Here is a 20347-nt window from a genome sequence, read left to right as displayed (position 1 = left end):
ATTAGTTAACATTTGGCAGATAGATGAAATCAATTGAAATAATTAATTTTGTGGGAATTCTTAAACTAGAAGATGAGCAAAAAAATTCTTTTAATAGACGATGAACTGGACATTTTAGAGATTCTGTCCTACAATTTGGAAAAGGAGGGGTATGATATCTATACAGCTACCAATGGTAACGAAGGGATAGAAAAAGCAAAGGAAATTGTTCCGGATCTTATCTTATTAGATGTCATGATGCCTGAAAAGGATGGTATAGAAACCTGTCAGGAACTTCGTAAAGTGAAAGAACTTCAAAAAACACTTATTGTGTTCCTTTCTGCAAGAAGCGAAGAATTTTCTCAGTTAGCAGGTTTTCAGGCCGGTGCCAATGATTATATCGTAAAACTGATCAAACCGAAAATCCTTATCTCTAAAGTAAACGCATTATTACAGCTTACCTCTCAGGTGTCTGACAATGCAAAACTAATCGAAATCGGAGACCTTGTTATTGACAAAGATAACTTCAGAGTTTCCAAAAGCGGACAGCAATTTCTTCTTCCCAAAAAAGAATTTGATTTGCTTTACCTTTTGGCTTCCAATACTGAAAAGGTTTTTAAGAGAGAAGAAATTCTGGAAAAAGTTTGGGGTAATGATGTGATTGTAGGGGAGAGAACCATAGATGTTCACATCAGAAGGCTGAGAGAAAAGCTGGGAATCAATACGATTCAGACATTAAAAGGGATTGGGTATAAACTGATCGTTTAATTCGCTAAAAATCTTAACTTTACGTTGAATCATTAAAACGTTGTAAAATTGAAATTTTACAGACTTACCCTTGTTGCCTCCTGTCTGCTGACACTGGTAATGTTCCTTTTGGTGGTCGTATTCGACTCACTGAAAGATATCTATTATGAGACCCCTTTGTTTAAAACGGGTCTTTTCATCTGTATTGTCCTGATCTTTCTGATTAACTGTGTCGTGCTGGAACTCCTTTTCAATTACTACAGCAGAAAACAGGTAAAAGGTCTTTCAGGATTTCTTCCGCAGGAAATAGTACAGAATCACGACGAAAATATAACCATTAAAGAATTAGGAGAAAGATTTTCAGATCTCAATCAGCAGCAGGTATCAGAAATTGATATGATGAAAGAGATGGAAAGCTACCGTAAAGAATACATCGGAAATGTTTCCCATGAGCTGAAAACTCCTTTATTTTCTATCCAGGGATATGTGGAAACTCTAAGAGATGGTGGGGTAGACAATCTTACCATCCGTGATAAATATCTGGAAAGAATTGATATATCAGTAGAAAGACTGATTGCCATTGTGAAAGATCTGGATATGATCAACAGGCTGGAAGCAGGAGAAATTAATCTTACCGTTTCAAAATTTGATGTCAACCTTTTGATCAAGGAAATTTTTGACCTTCTTGATCTTGAAGCTGAAAAACGAAATACAACATTACAGATTCAGACCCTTCATCCGCAGATCTTTGTGGAGGCTGATAAACAAAAGATTTCTCAGGTTTTCATAAATCTTATTTCCAATGCAATTCATTATGCTAACAGACAGGAAGCAAAAGTAATCGTAAAAACCAGCGTCCTGAAAAATAAGGTGCTGATAGAAGTGATAGACAACGGAATGGGGATCAAATCTGAAATCCTTCCAAGAATCTTCGAAAGATTTTACCGTGTAGAAACCAGCAGAAGCCGAAGAGAAGGAGGTTCCGGGCTTGGTTTGGCTATCGTAAAACACATACTGGAAGCACATAACGAAAATATTACCGTAGAAAGCGTGTACCTTGAAGGCACAAAGTTTAGTTTTATGCTTGAAAAAAGTAAATAATTCCTGCAAAATGTAAGAAAAAAAAATATTTTAAAAAATCCTGAAATATTTTTTTGTCACATGTCATTTATTATATATTTGCAACAGAGATTTATCATAATTATAAAGGCAAAAAAGTAATTTAAGAAACTGATATGGTTTACAAAATCCGCGTAATATTAGATGCGAAAGAGGATATTTTCCGTGATGTCGAAGTTAAGGGAAAGCAAACGTTATGGAACTTACATTTAGGAATTAAAAGTGCATTCAGTCTGCAGGGAGATGAACTTTCTACTTTTAATCTGTTAGAAGATGACGGAACAATCGTAAAAAGTGTCCCATTAGAAGATATGAGTGATGATGGTGATGGTGAGATTATGTCAGATGTTTACATTGATGAAGCTTTTGCAAATGTAGGAGACAAAGCACAGTTCCAGTATGGGCTTCTTGATCTTTGGGAATTCTTCTGTGAGCTTGTGGAAGTAATTGAAGAAACAAAAGGAGTTAATTATCCTATCACAGTATACAGATTTGGAAACGTTCCATTGAAAGCACCTAGCAAAAACGGAAGTGCCGGAGGATCTAAAAAGAAATCAGCAATGCCTTTGGCAGATGATGAGTTTGGTTTTGATGACGATTTTGGAGCAGGAGGTAATTTTTCAGATGAAGATGATGACAGCTTCGATGATGAGGAAGAAGAAGACTACAATGACGATGTCTTTGATGATGAAGATGACAATGATGACGAAAGATAGTCAACAAAAATATATCAGCCCTGGATTTTGATCCGGGGCTTTTTTATGACGAAAAATGAAATACTAAAAAAGGTAATTTACAAATAAGCTGATTTTGCTATTTCTCCTTTCCACCCAAAAAACATTCCTTACTTTTGTTAAAAATAGATTGATGAAAAAATTAATTTTATTAGCTGTAATTGGTCTGGGAATTGTTTCCTGTACCACTCAAAAAAATACAAAGAAGATGACAGAACTGCCAAAAGATTGGAAACAAACCACAAATATCTATGAAGTAAACGTAAGACAATATACTCAGGAAGGAACTTTCAAAGCATTTGCAAAAGAAATGCCCCGCCTGAAATCTATGGGAGTAAAAACACTCTGGTTTATGCCCATTACTCCAATTGCCCAGCAGAATAAAAAAGGAAGTATGGGGAGTCCTTATGCAGCAGCAGATTATACTTCCATTAACCCTGAATTCGGGACTTTGCAGGATTTTAAAGATATGGTAAATGAAGCACACAGATTAGGATTCAAAGTAATCATAGACTGGGTGGCCAACCATACAGGCTGGGATCATGTATGGACAAAAAAACATCCTGAGTTTTATCTGAAAGATCCGGACGGTAAATTTCATATCGCTTCGGGAATGGACGATATTATTGAACTCGACTATAAAAACCAGGAAATGCGCCAAGCAATGATTGACGCGATGAAATTCTGGGTAAAAGAAACCAATATTGATGGTTTCCGATGTGACCTTGCTTCATGGGTAGAAGTAGACTTTTGGGAACAGGCACGTCCTGAAGTAGAAAAAGTGAAACCTCTTTTCTGGCTGGGAGAATTTGATGAATTAGAAACTCCTGAGTACGGAAAAGTTTTTGATGCAAGCTATTCATGGAAATGGATGCATAAAACGGCTGACTATTACAAAAAAAATGAACCTCTTCAGCAGTTGAAAGATCTTCTGAGACAATATTCTGACATTGGAGATACTTCTATGAGAGCTTGGTTTACTGCAAACCACGACGAAAATTCATGGAATGGAACAGAATATGAAAAATACGGAGTGATTACCAAACCAATGGCTGTATTTTCCGCTACATGGAATGGTGTACCGTTATTATACTCCGGGCAGGAACTTCCCAATATGAAAAGACTGGAGTTTTTCGAGAAAGATGTCATCAAGTGGACCAATACTTATCAGCTGGCAGGTTTCTATAAAACATTATTAGATTTAAAAACTTCAAACCCTGCCTTAAAAGGAGGAGATCCTAATGTGACTACATACTTGCTGAATACAACGGCAAATGACAAAATCCTGGCCTATGTAAGGAAAAATGGAAAAAACGAGGTATTGGTAGTACTGAACATGTCTAAAGAGCCCGTTAACTTTTCCATTGAAGACGAACACGTATCAGGAACATTCAGAAATATTTTTGATAAAACGAAAAGAGATTTCAGCAACGGAAAAGACTTCAGCTTCAAAGTTTCAGATTATGCCGTATTTGAAAAATAAACAATAAAGCCCTTGAAATTCTGGCTGAAACAGTAGAATCTTAATTAGTCTTTAAAGGTACTCAATTCCCCTCCGCTGGTGGGGTGTCAAAATCTATGATTTTGACGGGGTGGTTCTTATCACCCACCAAAAACAACGATCATGCAATGAACAAACAGGAAATAATCAATATTATTAAAGCAAAAGCTGCCGGCAAAATCCAGTATTTTGAAAACCTTATCGCCGAAACACGAGCTTCCAACAATGATACGAAAAGCTCAATGGGTGATAAATATGAAACCGGCCGGGAAATGCTTCAGCAGGAAATCAATAATCTTCAGAGACAGCTGAATGAAGTATTGAACCAGCAGGCTGTTTTACAGAAAATAACATCAGATCCTTCAGAAAAAGTGCAGAACGGAGCATTGGTGAAAACCAATAAAGGATTGTTTTATATTGCTGTTTCTATGGGAGAAATTGTTTTTGAGAATCAGAAAATAATGACCGTTTCGGCAGAATCACCTTTGGTAAAAATAATGTATGGTAAAAAAGCAGGAGAAACTTTCACAGTGAATACCATTCATCAGACGATTGAAAATATATGGTAAAAATTAATGTCTGTTAGAACACAGATATACAGTTGTTTAATAGAAAATAGACATCGTTACTATAAAAAGCATTCATAAAAATGAGTGCTTTTTTTATTGGTTTTTACTAAATTTGGAACTTAAAATCTCATTCAAAATGCAAAACTACCTGGATCTTTTACAGCATATTTTAGACAACGGAACTGATAAAACCGACAGAACAGGCACTGGAACAAGAAGTGTGTTCGGATATCAGCTGAGATATGATCTGTCTAAAGGATTTCCTTTGGTAACTACCAAAAAAGTGCATTTGAAATCCATTATCTATGAATTACTTTGGTTCCTGAAAGGGGATACCAATATTAAATACCTTAAAGATAACGGAGTAAGCATCTGGGACGAATGGGCAGATGAAAATGGAGATCTGGGACCGGTATACGGAGCACAGTGGAGAAGCTGGAGTGGCGCAGACGGAAAAATTGTAGATCAGATCACAGAAGTCATCGACCAGATAAAAAAGAACCCGGATTCCAGAAGACTGATTGTATCTGCATGGAATGTTGCAGAAATTCCTAATATGGCTTTAGCTCCTTGCCACGCTTTGTTCCAGTTTTATGTAGCAGACGGTAAGCTTTCTTTACAGCTATACCAAAGAAGTGCAGATGTTTTCCTTGGGGTGCCTTTCAATATTGCAAGTTATGCTCTGTTGTTGATGATGGTAGCACAGGTTTGTGATCTGGAAGTAGGAGATTATGTACACAGCTTCGGAGATGTTCATATTTACAATAATCACTTTGAGCAGGTAAACAGACAGCTTGGAAGAGAAACGAGACCACTTCCGACCATGAAGCTGAATCCTGACGTTAAAGATATCTTCGATTTTAATTTTGAAGACTTTACATTAGAAAACTATGATCCGCATCCGGGAATTAAAGCTCCTGTAGCAATCTAATATTTTTTACGATATTTTTTTTATTCTGATATTTCTATTACTTTTGGCGGAGTTAAATAACCAAAGTAACTGAAACACTTATGAAAGAAAAAAGAAATAATTATCAGATATTACTGAATATTCTGATAGTTGTTTACCATTTGTATATAGTGCTCTCTGTTTTTAAAGAAAGAGCAGTTTTGACAGATGATTTAGCCAGCGTTTATGGGTTAAAAACCATTTCGGGTTCTTATCTGTCTTTTTTACATACTTATCTGGATTCCCAAACAATGGCTGCCCGCCCGGTATCAGGATTTGTAACAGCCACATTATGCTTTTTAACAAAGAATAATGAATCTGGTTATTTTCTCGGGCTTCTTTTTTTTCCACTTTCATTAATGGTTATTTATTGGGTTGCCAGTAAGATTCTTTCCAGAGAACTTGCCTCTTTACTTACCCTGCTGTATTCTGTTTCCTTAATAGGAACAAGTATTCAGTTTTCAACCATGATGCTCAATTCAAGCCTGGCCACTATTTTCTTTTCCCTGAGCATTTATTTTGTTTACGTACGGAAAAATATTGTAATAAGTTCTGTTTGCTTTATAGCTTCCGTACTGAGTTATGAGATTTTTCTTCCTCTGGTACTTCTGAATCTTTTTCTCATTAAAGAAAACAAAAAACGGCTTTTATTTACCATTTTTACATTGGGAGCCATTGTTGTTTTCAGGAAAGTCATTCAGCCTGCCGTATTTGTGCATTCTTATCAAAGAGATGAGCTTAGTAAAGTTTTAGATATCAAAAGAGTACTGTTTGTCATCATTCTTTCCCTGAAAATGTTTTTTTATGACTTTTTCGTTGGGATTTACAAAGGGATACTGCATCTAAGAAAAATGGATGTTCTTGGGATGATTTTATCAGTACTATTACCTTTGGCGGTTTATAAATTATTCAATAACTACGATTTTAAAAGCAAAGCCCAGGATTTAAGAAAACTGACTGTTATTTCGCTGGTTTCTGTAATGTTGGGGCTCAGTATCTATTTCCTGTCATCTTATATTCCTACACTTTTCGGATTTGAAAACAGAAATTTGGGAGCGATAAGACTTTTTTATACCCTGTTTATTATTTCAGGAGTAATGTGGCTTTCAGTAAAACTAAAATTACAGCAGAAAACAATCAGTATATTTCTGTCGGTGATTACCTTTTTTCTGGTTATTACCAATATCAGTGTGAAGGATTCATGGATTTATGCGGCAAATTTTAATAACGAACTGTTCAGCAAACTGAATACGGCGCTCAAAGAAAATAATATTGAAAGAGGAGAAATCTGCCTGGAATATGGAGTTTTTGATGAACTTAAATCCAATCCTAATTTTACCCTAAGAGAACCTATTTTCTATAAAAGATGGGAAAGCCCTCAGTTATGCAGGATGAATGGTATTGATCCTCTGAAAATTCACGTAGATAATATCATTGATAAAAAAAACTGCAGCGCAACATTTCTTTACAAAAACGGAAAAATGATCCGTACAAAATAGTTCTCATTACAAATTATCCGGAGATAAATTCTTCAGCACACTTTCTTTTGGTAATTGTTTCTTACATTTGAAAGAACAACTCCGGCTCATTAATCCTTCGAAAAGGAATCGTGGGAAGTTGTATATCATATATTTCAAATGCTTAAAAATATATTATGAAGTATTTAAAAATCAATATCGAAGAAAATGCAGATGTAGAAGTGCTAAAGAATGTCATACTTCAGTTGAAAGGAGTAGCTTCAGTAGAAATAGTAGATGATGAAAACCCTGAAAGCGAACTGAAAAAAGCCTTTGCCAAAACCAAAGAGCAGCTTAAAACAGGTGACTATGAAACCTTAGTGAATGATATTTTCGATATAATCATTAAAAAATAATTCTAAAAAATAATAAAGTAGACCAATGAGAAAGGCCATTTTGTCAATTGCTATACTCGGGATTTTATTTTCCGCAAACGTATCAGCACAGACTGAAACTTCAGGAAGGGAAAAAGTATACAGAGCTACACCTACCAAAGTAACAGAACTTAAACACACCAAGCTGAAAGTAAATTTCGATTATCAGAAAGAACAGATGAATGGGGAAGAATGGCTTACTGCCTCACCTTATTTTTATGCTACCAATGAACTGACACTTGATGCAAAAGGAATGCTGATTCATGAAGTAGCGCTTGATAATAACGGTAAAAAAACGCCTTTAAAATATGACTATAAAAATGATATCCTGAAAATTAGTCTGGATAAAACCTACCAGAAAAATCAGGATTATACAGTCTATATCAAATATACATCCCGCCCGAACGAAGTGAAACAGCAGGGCAGTATGGCAATTAATGATGCAAAAGGACTGTATTTCATCAATGCTCAAGGAACGGACCCGGATAAGCCGACGCAAATCTGGACGCAGGGGGAAACAGAATCTTCCTCCGCATGGTTTCCTACCATTGATAAACCCAATCAAAAGACCACACAGGAAATCTATATGACAGTTCCTGATAAATATGTCACCCTTTCCAATGGTCTTCTGAAAGAATCACAAAAAGAATCAAACGGACTCAGAACCGATCATTGGGTGATGGATAAAAGGCATTCTACCTATCTTTTCTTTATGGGAGTGGGAGAATATGCCATTGTAAAAGACAAGTGGAAAAATATTCCGGTTGACTATTATATTGAAAAAGAATATGAACCTTATGCTAAGCAGATTTACGGAAATACTCCGGAAATGATCGACTTTTTCTCCAAAAAACTGAACTACGATTATCCATGGGCAAAATATGCTCAGATCTCAGGAAGAGATTACGTAAGCGGGGCAATGGAAAATACCACTGCGACTCTTCATGGAAGTGATATCCTTCAGAAACCGGGGAGGCTTATCGATGAAAATACATGGGAAGATACTATTGCTCACGAGCTCTTTCACCATTGGTTTGGAGATCTGGTGACCGCAGAAAGCTGGAGCAATCTTACCGTTAATGAATCTTTTGCTAATTATTCCGAATACCTTTGGAATGAATATAAATACGGAAAAGACCAGGCAGATTATCACCTGATGACAGACGTGAATCAGTATATTCATAATCCATCGGATTTTAATAAAGATCTGGTAAGGTTCAATTATGAATCCCGTGAAGATGTTTTTGATCTGGTAACCTATCAGAAAGGAGGCGGAATTTTAAATATGCTGAGAAACTATCTCGGAGATGATGCTTTCTTTGGAGGAATGAATGATTATTTGAAAACCAACGAATATCAGAATGCAGAAGCACACCAATTAAGACTTTCTTTTGAAAAAGTATCCGGGAAAGACTTAAACTGGTTCTTTAATCAATGGTATTTCGGAAGCGGGAACCCAAAAATTAACTCGTCATTTACCTTTGAACCTGTGAAAAAACAGGTAACAGTCACCATTAATCAAACCCAGGAAAAACCATTTGAGTTTCCTCTGGCTATAGATGTGTATGACAACGGAAAACCAAAAAGATACAATGTCTGGGTAAATGCCGAAGCTAAAAATACATTCAGTTTTGACGTTTCTAAGGCTCCGGATCTGGTAAATATTAATGCAGATGGTGTTTTATTGGCAGAAATTACAGATACCAAAACTCCGGAGCAGAACCTTTTGCAGTTTACCAATTCTAAGGAATTTAAAAGCAGATATCTGGCTTTAGCCGGAATCAAAGATCAGGTTGGAAAAAACCCTGCTGCTGTAAAATTGCTGCTTGCCGCACTGAAAGATCCCTTCTTTAGAGTAAGAATAAAAGCTTTGGAATTAATAGATCTTACCAATCCTGAACAAATGAAGGCTTTGGGCGCTGATGTTGAGAAAATAGCTTCCAACGATCCTAAAACATTAACTCAGGCTGCTGCTATCAGTGCTCTGGGAAAAACAAAAGACAAAAAATATCTTCCGCTATTTGAAAAAGGAGTGAATGCGGTTTCCAACGCTGTGAGAGGAAGTTCAATGGGAGCCATTCTTTCTATTGATCCTTCAAGAGCCAGTGGTTTGGCTGATAAAATTGATATGAAAGGAGCTTCAGATGAGCTTCAGGCACAGTTGCTTCCAATTATTGTGAAAAATAAAATCACGTCTCAGATGGAAAATATAGCTCCTCTTGCTGCCTTCTATCCATTTATTAAATTCCAGAATCCGGAATTAGGAAAATCCGCAGAAGATGGTTTCAACTGGATTATGACTTCCGATAACCTGAAAGCAACGGAAAGCATTACAAAAATAGCAGGATATGCCAAAAACCAGATGGGAGACAATCCACAGGCTAAAATGATGATGGTTCAGATACTGAAAGACGGGTTAAGCAAAAAAATGGAACTGTTGAAACAGAATCCACAAAATGCAGCAAGTATCAATAAGCAGATTGATGTCCTCAATAAAGCAATTGAAAACTATAAATAAAGAGATAAAGCCGGCAAATCTGTCGGCTTTCTTTTTAATATGATATACCCTAAATTGGCATATTAAATTTTAAAATATATTGATTTTTAATGATGTTACAAAAATCAGCACTTTTTACCAGTGTTTTTTGCATTATCTTTCATAAATTCGTTTAAAATTTAGACAATTATGAGTTTTGGAATTGAAGCAGCGGGCTATTATGTGCCTGGTTTATATTTGGAGATTAAGGATTTAGCAGAAAAAAGAGGAATAGAACCGGCGAAATTGGAAAAGGGCTTAGGTCTTCATAAAATGGGACTTTCTGATGTTCACGAAGACGCTGCCACCTTTGCAGCAGAAGCATTACTGAAGCTTATAAAAGATTACGATATCAATCCTAAGGAAATAGCAAGAGTATATCTGGGAACAGAAAGTGCTGTGGACGCTGCAAAACCTACAGCTTCTTATGCGGTACAGATGGTGGAAAAAGCATTGGAAAACGAGTTTGGAACAAGAAGTTTCAAAAATTGTGATGTACTAGATATGACATTTGCCTGTGTAGGAGCGGTGGATGCTTTGCATAACGCTCTAGACTTTGTAAGGGTGAATCCCGATAAAAAAGCAGTAGTAATTGCCAGCGACTATGCGAAGTATGAATTAGCTTCTTCGGGAGAATATACACAGGGAGGCGGCGCTGTAGCACTTTTGGTTTCATCAAAACCAAATCTTCTTGAAATAGAAAATAACTGGGGCGTTGCTTCAGAAAGTGTATTTGATTTTTTCAAACCCAGAAGATCTTACCTTAAAGAAGATTTGAAAGGTGCACCAGAGAATTATCCTGAAAAAATAGAAATTTTTACGGATGAGCCTGTTTTTGACGGACAATATTCTAACCAATGCTACCAGGATAGAATAAAAGAAGCTTACCAACATTATAAAGAAATAACAGGGCAGGAAAAACCTTATGAAAACTGGAAGTATATTATCTTTCATCTTCCGTATGCTTTCCATGGGAAAAGGGTTTTTACAGAAATTTACAGCCTGGAGAATGGTCTTTCCTATGAAACAGCAGACGAGCAGAAGGCGGTTGCCAAATCTGAAAACTATCTGAAACTAATCAGTGATAAAATAGAAAAGACACAAAGAGCTTCTTCTGAGATAGGAAACATGTACACTGCTTCTATTTTTATGGCTTTTCTCTCTGCATTACAAACTTCTTTTAATGAAAATGAAGACCTGTCCGGAAAAGAAATAGGTTTTGTAGGCTATGGAAGTGGTTCAAAATCAAAAGTTTTTGCCGGAAAAGTTTCTGAAAACTGGAGAAAAGTAGTGGAGAAATGGAATTTATTTGAAACCCTGAACCAAAGAACTGCTGTAGACTTTGACACGTATGAGAAACTTCACAGAAAGCAATTGAAGAAATCTGTAACCAATCAGTATAAAGGTTTTGGGCTTGTCTCTGTAGAATCTGAAAATCCGGTCCTGATTGGAGCCAGGTATTACAGTTATCAGAAATAAGATCACTCTTGTTTACTCTATAAAGCATCTCATATTTTGAGATGCTTTACTTTTTATGAATACAAAGCAGATGTAAATTATAAGTAAGGTTGAATTATTTTTTAAGTTTAATAAAAAATAGCTGAAAAATTACTTGAAATGAGCATTTAAATTTTATTAAAATTAACCGGATTTAGGATATGGTAGATGACTGGTTTTTCATTCTAATTTTGTGAAGGTTGTCTTAAAAGAAGAGTAGTATCGTTTTCAAGATGTATTTTTTATATAAAGTTTAAGAAAAAAGATCGTTTTTTATTCATTTTCCTCAAAATTTAACATTTGTTTATTTTATATTTTTCGCTGTAATTGTTTTTATTGTTTATTTATTTAACTAAATATTTTAAATTAATGAAAATTGATTTTAATTTTAAAATTTATTAAAATTCCGTTAATGTTTAAATTGACTTATTTTTTGTTAATTTTTTAAATACATTTAAAATAATTCTCCATCATTTTTTTAAGATCAATGTGAATCACTCCGTTCTGGAAGCTTGCTTTCAGCGTTTAGCGAATTGATGTTGTAGATATTTATCGACATATTTGTCGCTTGAATATATTAAAATCTGTTAATATGAATGTGAAGTTACATGTATTAAGTGCAGGAGCTTTGTTTTTTTTAGGACAAGCTGCTTTTGCACAAAAATCTAAGAATGATTCTGTTCTGAAGGAGAATAAGATCGATGAAGTAATCGTTACTGGATACCAGAAGAAAAAAGCAGATGAAATTACCCAGGCTCAGGCTGTTGTTGGTGGTGATGAAATCAGAAGAAACTCTCCTACAACCTCTATCGGAAACTCTTTACAGGGTAGAGCTTCAGGGGTATTTGTACAAAGTACTACGGGGCAGCCAGGGGCTGCTGCTACAATTCAGGTAAGAGGGGTTGCCGGTGTTGGTGGTTCTTCCGAACCTACTTATGTAGTAAATGGGATGTATATGAATGCAAGACAGTTTAGTGCCATTAACCCTGCAGACGTAGAGTCTATTTCAATTCTTAAAGATGCTGCTGCTACAGCACAATATGGTGCAAGAGGAGCAAATGGAGTAGTTGTAGTAACTACTAAAGCCGGAAAAGCCGGAAAAACTCATTATTCATTTGAAACTAAATTTGGCTTCAGTGAAAAACTGAGAGATAAAAACTACACCATGATGAATTCCAGAGAGTTGCTGGATTTTCAGAACCAATTGGGATATCTAGGATTTAAGCCAAGAACTCAGCAGGAAATCGACAGACTTGCAGCCTATGATCATAACTGGCAAAAAGATCTTTTGAAGCCTTCCAGCATCCAATCTTACCTATTCAGTGCACAGGGAGGTTCCAGAGAAAGTACTTTCTATTACTCTTTAGGATATGATTCTGATAACGGGATTATCAGAGATATCGACGGACTTAAAAGATATACAGGTAATTTCGGATTTACGAATAAGCTGAGTGAAAAACTGAACGTTGGAATCAATCTTGGAGTTCAGTATCAGGAAACTCAGAATTTTATGGACAGAAACAATACGCAGAACCCATTTGGAGCAATGTATAAATATGCTCCATATGAGCCGGTTTATAATGCTGATGGTAGCTATAATCAAACAATGAGGGCTGGTTCTAACGTTGTTGAGCAGATCCGTAATTACAGGCTGGATGATCAGAGGTTAAGAATCCCGGTAACTTTATTCGCAGAATATAAAATTATTGATGGTCTGAAGTTTAAAACAAACTTTAACGGACTTTTCGATTGGTACATGGGAACTCAGTGGTTGAAGAAAGGTTCAAACCTTGATTTAACGTTAAACAACAAAATTCCTACAGGGTCATTGAACAAGAATTCGTTCTACACGTTTAACTATACTTGGAATAACTCCATTAATTATAAAAAATCATACGGAGGTCACAACTTTGATTTCTTAGGATTTATCGAATATAACGATAACTATAACGAAACAATGAATGGGGGGGCTTACGGATTGAAATCTCCGGTAATAAATGTTCCATCTATTACAACACCTTCTGACAGAAATACTTTTACCGGAGTTAAGGTAAGAAATACCTTATTCAGTTTAGCAGGTATACTCAACTATGACTATGAAGGTAAATATCTGGTAACAGGATCCCTGAGAAGAGATGCTTCATCGAGATTCGGTGCCAATAACCAAAGTGGTATTTTCTGGTCTGCAAGTGCTGCATGGAATATCGCGAAGGAAGACTTTATGAAAGGAGGTTTTATTAATGATTTAAAGCTTAGAGGATCGTATGGTACTACAGGTAATGATGGTACTTTACCTGATTATTATAATGTCAATAATATCAGCTACGGTTTATATGGTACTAATGGTACTTCTTACCCAGGAACAGTTTCAAAAGGTAATTATATTATTGGTAACAACAATCTTAAATGGGAGTCTAATGCGATTACCAACTTAGGTGTTGATTTTACGATGTGGAACAGAAGAGTTCGTGGATCCGTGGAAGTATATCAAAATAAGAGAAAAGACTTCGTACAGCTTGTACCTTTGGATAAACAGGAAGGAGGATACTACCAATATATCAATGCAGGAGATATGTCTCAGAAAGGCCTTGAAGTTGAACTTAGTGTAGATGTGATCAAGCAAAAAGATTTCCAATGGAATCTACATGCTAACATCTCTTTCCAGAAGTCTGTTCTTGACAGGCTAGCTGATGGCCAGACTGAAAGAAACTTAGGGGATACTTATCTAAAAGTAGGAGAAACTCCTTACGTATTCTATAATGTTAGATTTGCTGGAGTGGATCCAAGTAACGGAAAGGCTTTATACTATGATAAAGCAGGAAATATTACTGATGTTTACAGCGCATCTAATGCAGTTCCGCTTACTGATAAATCTCCATTCCCAAAAAGCTTCGGTGGATTTGGTACTACAGTTCAGTATAAAGGACTTGATTTCAGTGCAGATTTCGCATTTAAGCTAGGGGGATATACTTATAATAATATGTACTTAGCAGCTGTTGATCCAACGTTGGCTGTTGCAGGTAGAAACATGGCGCAGGCTGCTGCTCAAATTTGGCAGAACCCTGGTGATACAGGTGTATTCCAAAAAGTAGATTCAAATGGTATGCGTGATTCTGATCAGTGGATTGAAAAATCAGATTATTTAAGATTAAGATCACTTACATTAGGATATACATTTGATAAAGCGTTCCTTGGAGAAGGATCACCTATCAATAAACTTAGAGCATATGTGCAGGGGCAGAATTTATTTACAGTGACTAAATTCCACGGAGAGCCTGAAGTTTCTTTAGGATCTGCTGACTCAACAGCATTATTTGTTCCTGGAGCATACAATCTTTATACTTACCCTGCTGTAAGAACAATCCTGGTAGGGCTGCAATTAGAATTTTAATATCGAATAGCTTTATGAAAAAGAATATAATAAAAATAAGTTTAGCTGCGTTAACTGCCTTTGTTTCGTTAACGTCTTGCGACAGAAATTTAGATCAAATCTCATCAATCAATGAAGATCAGGAGCAGGCAATGTCCAGACCTGAGACCTTCAGACAGGCTATGGATGGTGCCTATACAGCTCTTAAAGGAGCTGGGTATTATACAGGTGATACAGGAAGTCAACTTATCATGGGTGATCTTACCACGGATAACCTGGTTCGTACAACTACAGGAAGAAATTCCAATTTTGCTGCATCAAACTTCGAATTCTCATCAGATAACTCACAGACAACAGGTTTGTTTAGTGCAGCTTATCTTGTAATCAGCAGAGCTAACTTTGTTTTGAAATATATCAATAACGGAGTATTATCTGGAACACAGAAAACAAACTTGGAAGCTGAGGCAAGAGCATTAAGAGCAATAGCTCATTTTGATATTGTAAGAGCATATTCTCAAATCCCAACTCAATCTGCCGGAGCTAAAAATATGATCGGAATTTATTATTCAGAAACATATTCTCCTTTAAATAATACTTCATCCAGAAATCTGACTGTTGATCAGGTATATGATAAAATTATAGCAGATCTGTTATTTGCTGCGGATAATATCACTCAGAATGATGCTGATAAAGGAAGATTAAGCAAAGCTGCTATATATGGATTATTATCAAGAATAGACCTTTACAGAGGAGACTATGCTAATACCATCAAATATGGTGAATTGGCATTAGGACTTTCTCCAAGTATCACAACATTGGATAACTTTACCAGAATCTGGAAAGAAAATGAAGGTATATCCAGAATTACTGACGGAGTTTTATTCCAGATATCGAATTCGCCAGCTGAACAGAATACAGTAGGAGTTGCTTACAATCAATCAGTTCCGGCTTTAAGATCAGAATTTGTTGTAGATTACGATTTATATACAGCTTATACATCAAATGATGTTAGAAAAGGAGCTTACTTTACTGTGGGTACATATAGCGGACAAAAATACAACCACGTTACAAAATATTCTGGTAATGGAGGTCCTTCTAATATTGTACCGGTTAAATATCTTAGATCTGCTGAAGTATTATTGAATATAGCTGAAGCATATTACAGAACAGGTAATAGTGCACAGGCTTTAGTTCTATTAAATAAATTGAGAGCTGAAAGATATTCATCATTTACTCCTGGTACAGAAACAGGACAGGCTCTTTTAGATGCTATCCTGAAAGAAAGAAGGCTGGAGCTTGCCTTTGAAAATGACAGATGGTATACATTGAAGAGGTTAGGACTTGCAGTTCAGAGATCAGGTAAAGGAGACCTTTTTGATGGTACAGGTACACCTGCAGTAGCACAAAGCCTTCCTGTAGGAAGTGATAAGTGGCAGTGGCCAATTCCTATCACTGCTATTCAGGCTAACCCGAATATTGAACAAAACAAAGGTTACTAATTTTGTAATTATTGTTTTTTACGTAAGAAGAGTCCCAGAAACGGGGCTCTTTTTTTGTACATAGTATTATCGGATAAAGGTTCCGTCCTGATAGCTTTTAGGCGTTACTCCCTCCAGCTGCTTAAATACCCTTGAGAAATAATTAGTATCTGAAAACCCTGTCTGAAAAGCAGTTTCCTTGATGCTAATCTGGCTCGCAAGCAATTCTTTTGCTCTGTTAATTCTTTCCTGCAGAATAAAATCATTAGGTGAAGTTCCCAGCTCATCTTTGAACATTTTAAAGAAATTCGATTTGCTTACATACGCCAGCTTCGCAATGCTGTCAATAGACAATTTCTGGTGCAGATTTCTTTTAATATAATCTACTACAAAGCCTATCCTGGATTTATTCTTAACGATATTCTTTTCCACCATGCTTCTGGCCTGAGTCTGCATTAATCTGATCAGAAGCTCCTTCAATGCAAAATCTGCCATGATATCCTTTTGCGAATTATCATCCATGGCAATTCTCATGATATTGTTGGTAGCAGAAGCAAGCGCTTTATTATTAAACAGAAAATATTCATCCAGTTGAATATTCCATTGTGAGGTCTCATCCACTTTAGGAAGATTATAGTTGAGGTAATTGAGAGAATCCTCAATAAAGTCCGGATTAAGGCTTAAAGAAATACATTGAGTAGGTGTTTCATCCGCTTCAGGAAAATCAATTACCATCGTTTCTCCCGGCGCAACCAGAATGCTTTCTCCCGGATAATAATCAAAATAATTGGTCTTTTTATCCAGTTTCATATGCTTCTTGCCTCTCAACATGGCGGTAAATGCAATGTTCTCAAAATGAAGTTTTACATCAAAAGCCGCCTTATGGGTCTCATAAATGCTGAACTCACAATTGTTTAGATTGAACTTCGTCTGGTTTTCAACAAGACTCAATAGTTGGTTTTCCTTATGTAATTCAGGAGTATTTAATAATATCTTACTATTGTTATTCATTTCTAAATTTTTTTGAATCGGAAGTAACTCAAATATAGAAAATTTGAGAGTACATTGCTGTTAATAAAATACTAAAATTGAACCCTTGCACTATTTTACACTTTTTTTATAGGATTGTGCTATACTCTTTTTGGCTTCTAAGTGTAATTTGGCAGTATCGAAAAATAAAACAATACTAATATGAGCACTATTACAGAACCAAGATCAACTACGCTTTTACAGCGTCCGGAGTTCAAAAGCAGATATGATAACTATATTGACGGGAAATTCACGCCACCCGTTAAAGGGCAGTATTTTGACGTAGTCTCGCCCGTAGATGGGAAGAACTTTACTCAGGTTGCCCATTCTTCCAAAGAAGATTTGGAACTGGCTGTAGATGCCGCAGAAAAAGCATTTCAGACATGGAAAAATACTTCCTCTACAGAAAGAAGTATCATCCTGAATAAAATTGCTGACAGAATAGAACAGAATCTGGAATATCTTGCTACCGTAGAAACAATAGACAACGGTAAGGCCGTAAGAGAAACATTAGCAGCAGATTTACCTTTAGCAATTGATCATTTCAGATACTTCGCTTCTGTAATCCGTGCAGATGAAGGCTCCCATAACGAGCTGGACAAAGATACTGTATCCCTGATTGTTCACGAACCTCTTGGAGTTATTGCACAAATCATCCCTTGGAATTTTCCAATCCTGATGGCTGTATGGAAACTGGCTCCGGCATTAGCAGCAGGAAACTGTGTCGTTTTGAAACCGGCAGAGAGTACCCCTGTTTCCATTATGGTTTTAATGGAGCTTATTGGTGATCTTTTACCAGCAGGAGTTATTAATATTGTCAATGGATTCGGAGCAGAGCTTGGAAGAGCATTGGTGACTAATCCGAAAGTTGCAAAAGCAGCATTTACCGGATCTACCGCTACAGGACGTCTCGTAATGCAGTATGCCACAGAAAATATTATTCCTGTAACCCTGGAATTGGGAGGGAAGTCGCCAAACGTATTCTTCAATTCTGTAATGGATGCAGATGATGAGTTTTTAGATAAAGCTATAGAAGGAGCAGTGCTTTTTGCCCTTAATCAGGGAGAAATCTGTACATGCCCGTCAAGACTTCTTGTTCAGGAAGGTATTGCAGATGCCTTTATCGAAAGAGTCATCGAAAGAGTGAAAGCCATCAAAGTGGGAAATCCGCTGGATAAAACCGTAATGATGGGAGCACAGGCTTCAAAGATTCAGAAAGATAAAATCCTTTCCTATATTCAGCTTGGAAAAGAAGAAGGCGCAGAAGTGCTTGTAGGAGGAGAAGTAAACCATTTGGGAGAAGATCTGGAAGAAGGATATTACATCCAGCCTACTATTTTCAAAGGAAACAACAGGATGAGAATTTTCCAGGAAGAAATTTTCGGTCCGGTGCTGGCATTTACCACTTTCAAGGATGAAGAAGACGCAGTGAAGATTGCCAATGATACCATCTATGGGCTTGGCGCAGGAGTGTGGACAAGAGATGCACACCAACTGTACAATATTCCCCGTCAGATAGAAGCGGGAAGAGTATGGGTAAACCAATATCACTCTTACCCTGCAGGAGCGCCTTTCGGAGGTTACAAACAATCCGGAATCGGAAGAGAAAATCATAAAATGATGCTTGATCATTACCGCCAAACCAAAAACATGCTGATTTCTTATAACAAGAATAAGTTAGGTTTCTTTTAATATTATTTAGGACGTGCCCGCTTGCCTTGGCTTTATCCAGGGCAACGGTCGGGCTATGCAGGGCTGCACTTCGTTTCGGTGCTTCATTGCATTTCGCACCGGCTCGTTCCTCGCCGCCCTTTCTATCCCTCACGCAGAGAAATTATCTGTTCAAACGTGGAGATAAAAACTAATAACCCAAATAACTCAATCCAAAAAATAAGATATGATTCCAAAAACAATGAAAGCGGCAGTAGTTCAGGGCTACGGTCAACCCCTGAAAATAGAAGAAGTACCTGTAAGAGAACCTGGAAGATATGAAGTCCTTGTCAAAGTAATGGCGTGCGGAGTTTGTCATACAGATTTACATGCTGTGGATGGCGACTGGCCTGCAAAACCCAAAATGCCTCTAATCCCCGGACATGAAGGAGTAGGAATTGTGGTAGCCTGTGGCCCCGAAGCTTTTGTAAAAGAAGGCGATGCTGTAGGAGTTCCATGGTTGTACAGTGCTTGTGGATGCTGTGATTATTGTATCACAGGGTGGGAAACCCTTTGTGAAGCACAGAAAAATGGAGGTTACAGTGTAGATGGCGGATTTGCGGAATATGTTATTGCAGACTCAAGATACGTGGGACATTTAAAATCAGATGTTAATTTCCTTGAAATTGCTCCCATATTATGTGCCGGAGTAACGGTTTACAAAGGATTGAAGGAAACAGAAACAAAACCCGGAGAATGGGTTGCCATTTCAGGAATAGGAGGACTGGGGCATGTAGCCGTTCAGTATGCAAAAGCAATGGGAATGCATGTAGCAGCCATTGACGTAGCAGATGATAAGCTTGAGCTTGCAAAAAAATTAGGTGCAGACCTTGTAGTGAATGCAAAAAACACAGATCCTGGAGAATATTTACATAAAGAAGTCGGGGGAATGCACGGCGCATTAATTACAGCCGTTTCACCTATTGCTTTTAAACAGGGAATAGATGTGTTGAGAAGAAAGGGAACGATTGCTCTGAATGGCCTTCCACCCGGATCTTTCGAACTTCCTATTTTTGAAACAGTTTTAAAAAGAATCACCGTGAGAGGTTCTATTGTAGGAACAAGAAAAGATTTGCAGGAAGCATTGGATTTTGCCAATGAAGGATTGGTAAAAGCTACGGTTACTTCCGCAAAATTAGAAGACATCAATGATGTTTTTGATAAAATGAAAAAAGGTCAAATTGACGGCAGAATCGTTTTAGATATTGCCGGTTCAAATTAATTGATGATGTGTTGTG

15 protein-coding genes are annotated in these 20347 nt (G+C 36.8%); 14 read left to right on the top strand and 1 reads right to left on the bottom strand.

All coding sequences use genetic code 11. From position 1 onward, the window contains the following. Positions 1–72: 72 nt before the first annotated feature. The 12 genes from CLU97_RS14790 (at position 73) to CLU97_RS14735 (ending at position 16391) form a co-directional block, all read left to right on the top strand. Entirely contained in the window at positions 73–747 is a 675-nt protein-coding gene (locus CLU97_RS14790) for a response regulator (protein WP_002977493.1), read from the top strand. 48 nt (positions 748–795) lie between these two features. After that, positions 796–1827: a sensor histidine kinase gene (locus CLU97_RS14785; protein ID WP_121488615.1), complete on the top strand. Its 1032-nt coding sequence runs from the start codon at positions 796–798 to the stop codon at positions 1825–1827. 134 nt (positions 1828–1961) lie between these two features. Then, positions 1962–2561, top strand: a complete 600-nt coding sequence (locus tag CLU97_RS14780; protein ID WP_121488614.1) for an IS1096 element passenger TnpR family protein — start codon at positions 1962–1964, stop codon at positions 2559–2561. Between the two features lie 151 nt (positions 2562–2712). Next, a complete protein-coding gene (locus CLU97_RS14775; protein WP_121488613.1) occupies positions 2713–4062 on the top strand; it encodes an alpha-amylase family glycosyl hydrolase in 1350 nt (449 codons plus the stop codon). Between the two features lie 95 nt (positions 4063–4157). Further along, a complete protein-coding gene (locus CLU97_RS14770) occupies positions 4158–4649 on the top strand; it encodes a GreA/GreB family elongation factor (protein ID WP_228437723.1) in 492 nt (163 codons plus the stop codon). Between the two features lie 136 nt (positions 4650–4785). Then, positions 4786–5580, top strand: a complete 795-nt coding sequence (locus CLU97_RS14765) for a thymidylate synthase (RefSeq protein ID WP_121488611.1) — start codon at positions 4786–4788, stop codon at positions 5578–5580. Between the two features lie 80 nt (positions 5581–5660). Further along, entirely contained in the window at positions 5661–7097 is a 1437-nt protein-coding gene (locus tag CLU97_RS14760) for a hypothetical protein (protein WP_121488610.1), read from the top strand. 155 nt (positions 7098–7252) lie between these two features. Next, positions 7253–7471 carry a hypothetical protein gene (locus tag CLU97_RS14755; protein ID WP_121488609.1) on the top strand — a complete coding sequence of 73 codons (219 nt, stop codon included), beginning with the start codon at positions 7253–7255 and terminating at the stop codon, positions 7469–7471. Positions 7472–7496: 25 nt separating this feature from the next. Continuing rightward, positions 7497–10007: a M1 family metallopeptidase gene (locus CLU97_RS14750; RefSeq protein WP_121488608.1), complete on the top strand. Its 2511-nt coding sequence runs from the start codon at positions 7497–7499 to the stop codon at positions 10005–10007. A 168-nt stretch (positions 10008–10175) separates the two neighbouring features. Further along, positions 10176–11504: a hydroxymethylglutaryl-CoA synthase family protein gene (locus CLU97_RS14745; protein WP_121488607.1), complete on the top strand. Its 1329-nt coding sequence runs from the start codon at positions 10176–10178 to the stop codon at positions 11502–11504. A gap of 610 nt (positions 11505–12114) precedes the next feature. Further along, on the top strand, positions 12115–14913 hold the full coding sequence (locus CLU97_RS14740) for a SusC/RagA family TonB-linked outer membrane protein (protein WP_121488606.1): 2799 nt from the start codon (positions 12115–12117) through the stop codon (positions 14911–14913). Positions 14914–14927: 14 nt separating this feature from the next. Beyond that, the gene (locus tag CLU97_RS14735) at positions 14928–16391 is read left to right on the top strand and encodes a RagB/SusD family nutrient uptake outer membrane protein (RefSeq protein WP_121488605.1); all 1464 of its coding nucleotides are present in this window, start codon (positions 14928–14930) and stop codon (positions 16389–16391) included. 66 nt (positions 16392–16457) lie between these two features. Here CLU97_RS14735 and CLU97_RS14730 read toward each other — a convergent pair whose 3' ends face one another. Next, positions 16458–17381: a helix-turn-helix domain-containing protein gene (locus CLU97_RS14730; RefSeq protein WP_121488604.1), complete on the bottom strand. Its 924-nt coding sequence runs from the start codon at positions 17379–17381 to the stop codon at positions 16458–16460. A gap of 180 nt (positions 17382–17561) precedes the next feature. Between CLU97_RS14730 and CLU97_RS14725 the strand changes: the two genes are divergently transcribed. Together CLU97_RS14725 and adhP are read left to right on the top strand one after the other, a co-directional pair. Beyond that, the gene (locus CLU97_RS14725) at positions 17562–19091 is read left to right on the top strand and encodes an aldehyde dehydrogenase family protein (protein WP_121488603.1); all 1530 of its coding nucleotides are present in this window, start codon (positions 17562–17564) and stop codon (positions 19089–19091) included. Positions 19092–19296: 205 nt separating this feature from the next. Continuing rightward, a complete protein-coding gene (adhP, locus tag CLU97_RS14720; RefSeq protein ID WP_121488602.1) occupies positions 19297–20331 on the top strand; it encodes an alcohol dehydrogenase AdhP in 1035 nt (344 codons plus the stop codon). Positions 20332–20347: the final 16 nt, after the last annotated feature.

This window comes from Chryseobacterium sp. 7 (assembly GCF_003663845.1).
GTDB lineage: Bacteria > Bacteroidota > Bacteroidia > Flavobacteriales > Weeksellaceae > Chryseobacterium.
This window is presented reverse-complemented; position numbering and strand designations above follow the sequence as displayed.

Excerpts from the sequence above, each read along its gene's own strand:
- CLU97_RS14790 (WP_002977493.1), top strand. The coding sequence starts at position 73 with ATGAGCAAAAAAATTCTTTTAATAGACGATGAACTGGACATTTTAGAG.
- CLU97_RS14765 (WP_121488611.1), top strand. The coding sequence starts at position 4,786 with ATGCAAAACTACCTGGATCTTTTACAGCATATTTTAGACAACGGAACT.
- CLU97_RS14760 (WP_121488610.1), top strand. The coding sequence starts at position 5,661 with ATGAAAGAAAAAAGAAATAATTATCAGATATTACTGAATATTCTGATA.
- CLU97_RS14755 (WP_121488609.1), top strand. The coding sequence starts at position 7,253 with ATGAAGTATTTAAAAATCAATATCGAAGAAAATGCAGATGTAGAAGTG.
- CLU97_RS14750 (WP_121488608.1), top strand. The coding sequence starts at position 7,497 with ATGAGAAAGGCCATTTTGTCAATTGCTATACTCGGGATTTTATTTTCC.
- CLU97_RS14730 (WP_121488604.1), bottom strand. The coding sequence starts at position 17,381 with ATGAATAACAATAGTAAGATATTATTAAATACTCCTGAATTACATAAG.
- CLU97_RS14780 (WP_121488614.1), top strand. The coding sequence starts at position 1,962 with ATGGTTTACAAAATCCGCGTAATATTAGATGCGAAAGAGGATATTTTC.
- CLU97_RS14735 (WP_121488605.1), top strand. The coding sequence starts at position 14,928 with ATGAAAAAGAATATAATAAAAATAAGTTTAGCTGCGTTAACTGCCTTT.
- adhP (WP_121488602.1), top strand. The coding sequence starts at position 19,297 with ATGATTCCAAAAACAATGAAAGCGGCAGTAGTTCAGGGCTACGGTCAA.
- CLU97_RS14770 (WP_228437723.1), top strand. The coding sequence starts at position 4,158 with ATGATTTTGACGGGGTGGTTCTTATCACCCACCAAAAACAACGATCAT.
- CLU97_RS14775 (WP_121488613.1), top strand. The coding sequence starts at position 2,713 with ATGAAAAAATTAATTTTATTAGCTGTAATTGGTCTGGGAATTGTTTCC.
- CLU97_RS14725 (WP_121488603.1), top strand. The coding sequence starts at position 17,562 with ATGAGCACTATTACAGAACCAAGATCAACTACGCTTTTACAGCGTCCG.
- CLU97_RS14745 (WP_121488607.1), top strand. The coding sequence starts at position 10,176 with ATGAGTTTTGGAATTGAAGCAGCGGGCTATTATGTGCCTGGTTTATAT.
- CLU97_RS14740 (WP_121488606.1), top strand. The coding sequence starts at position 12,115 with ATGAATGTGAAGTTACATGTATTAAGTGCAGGAGCTTTGTTTTTTTTA.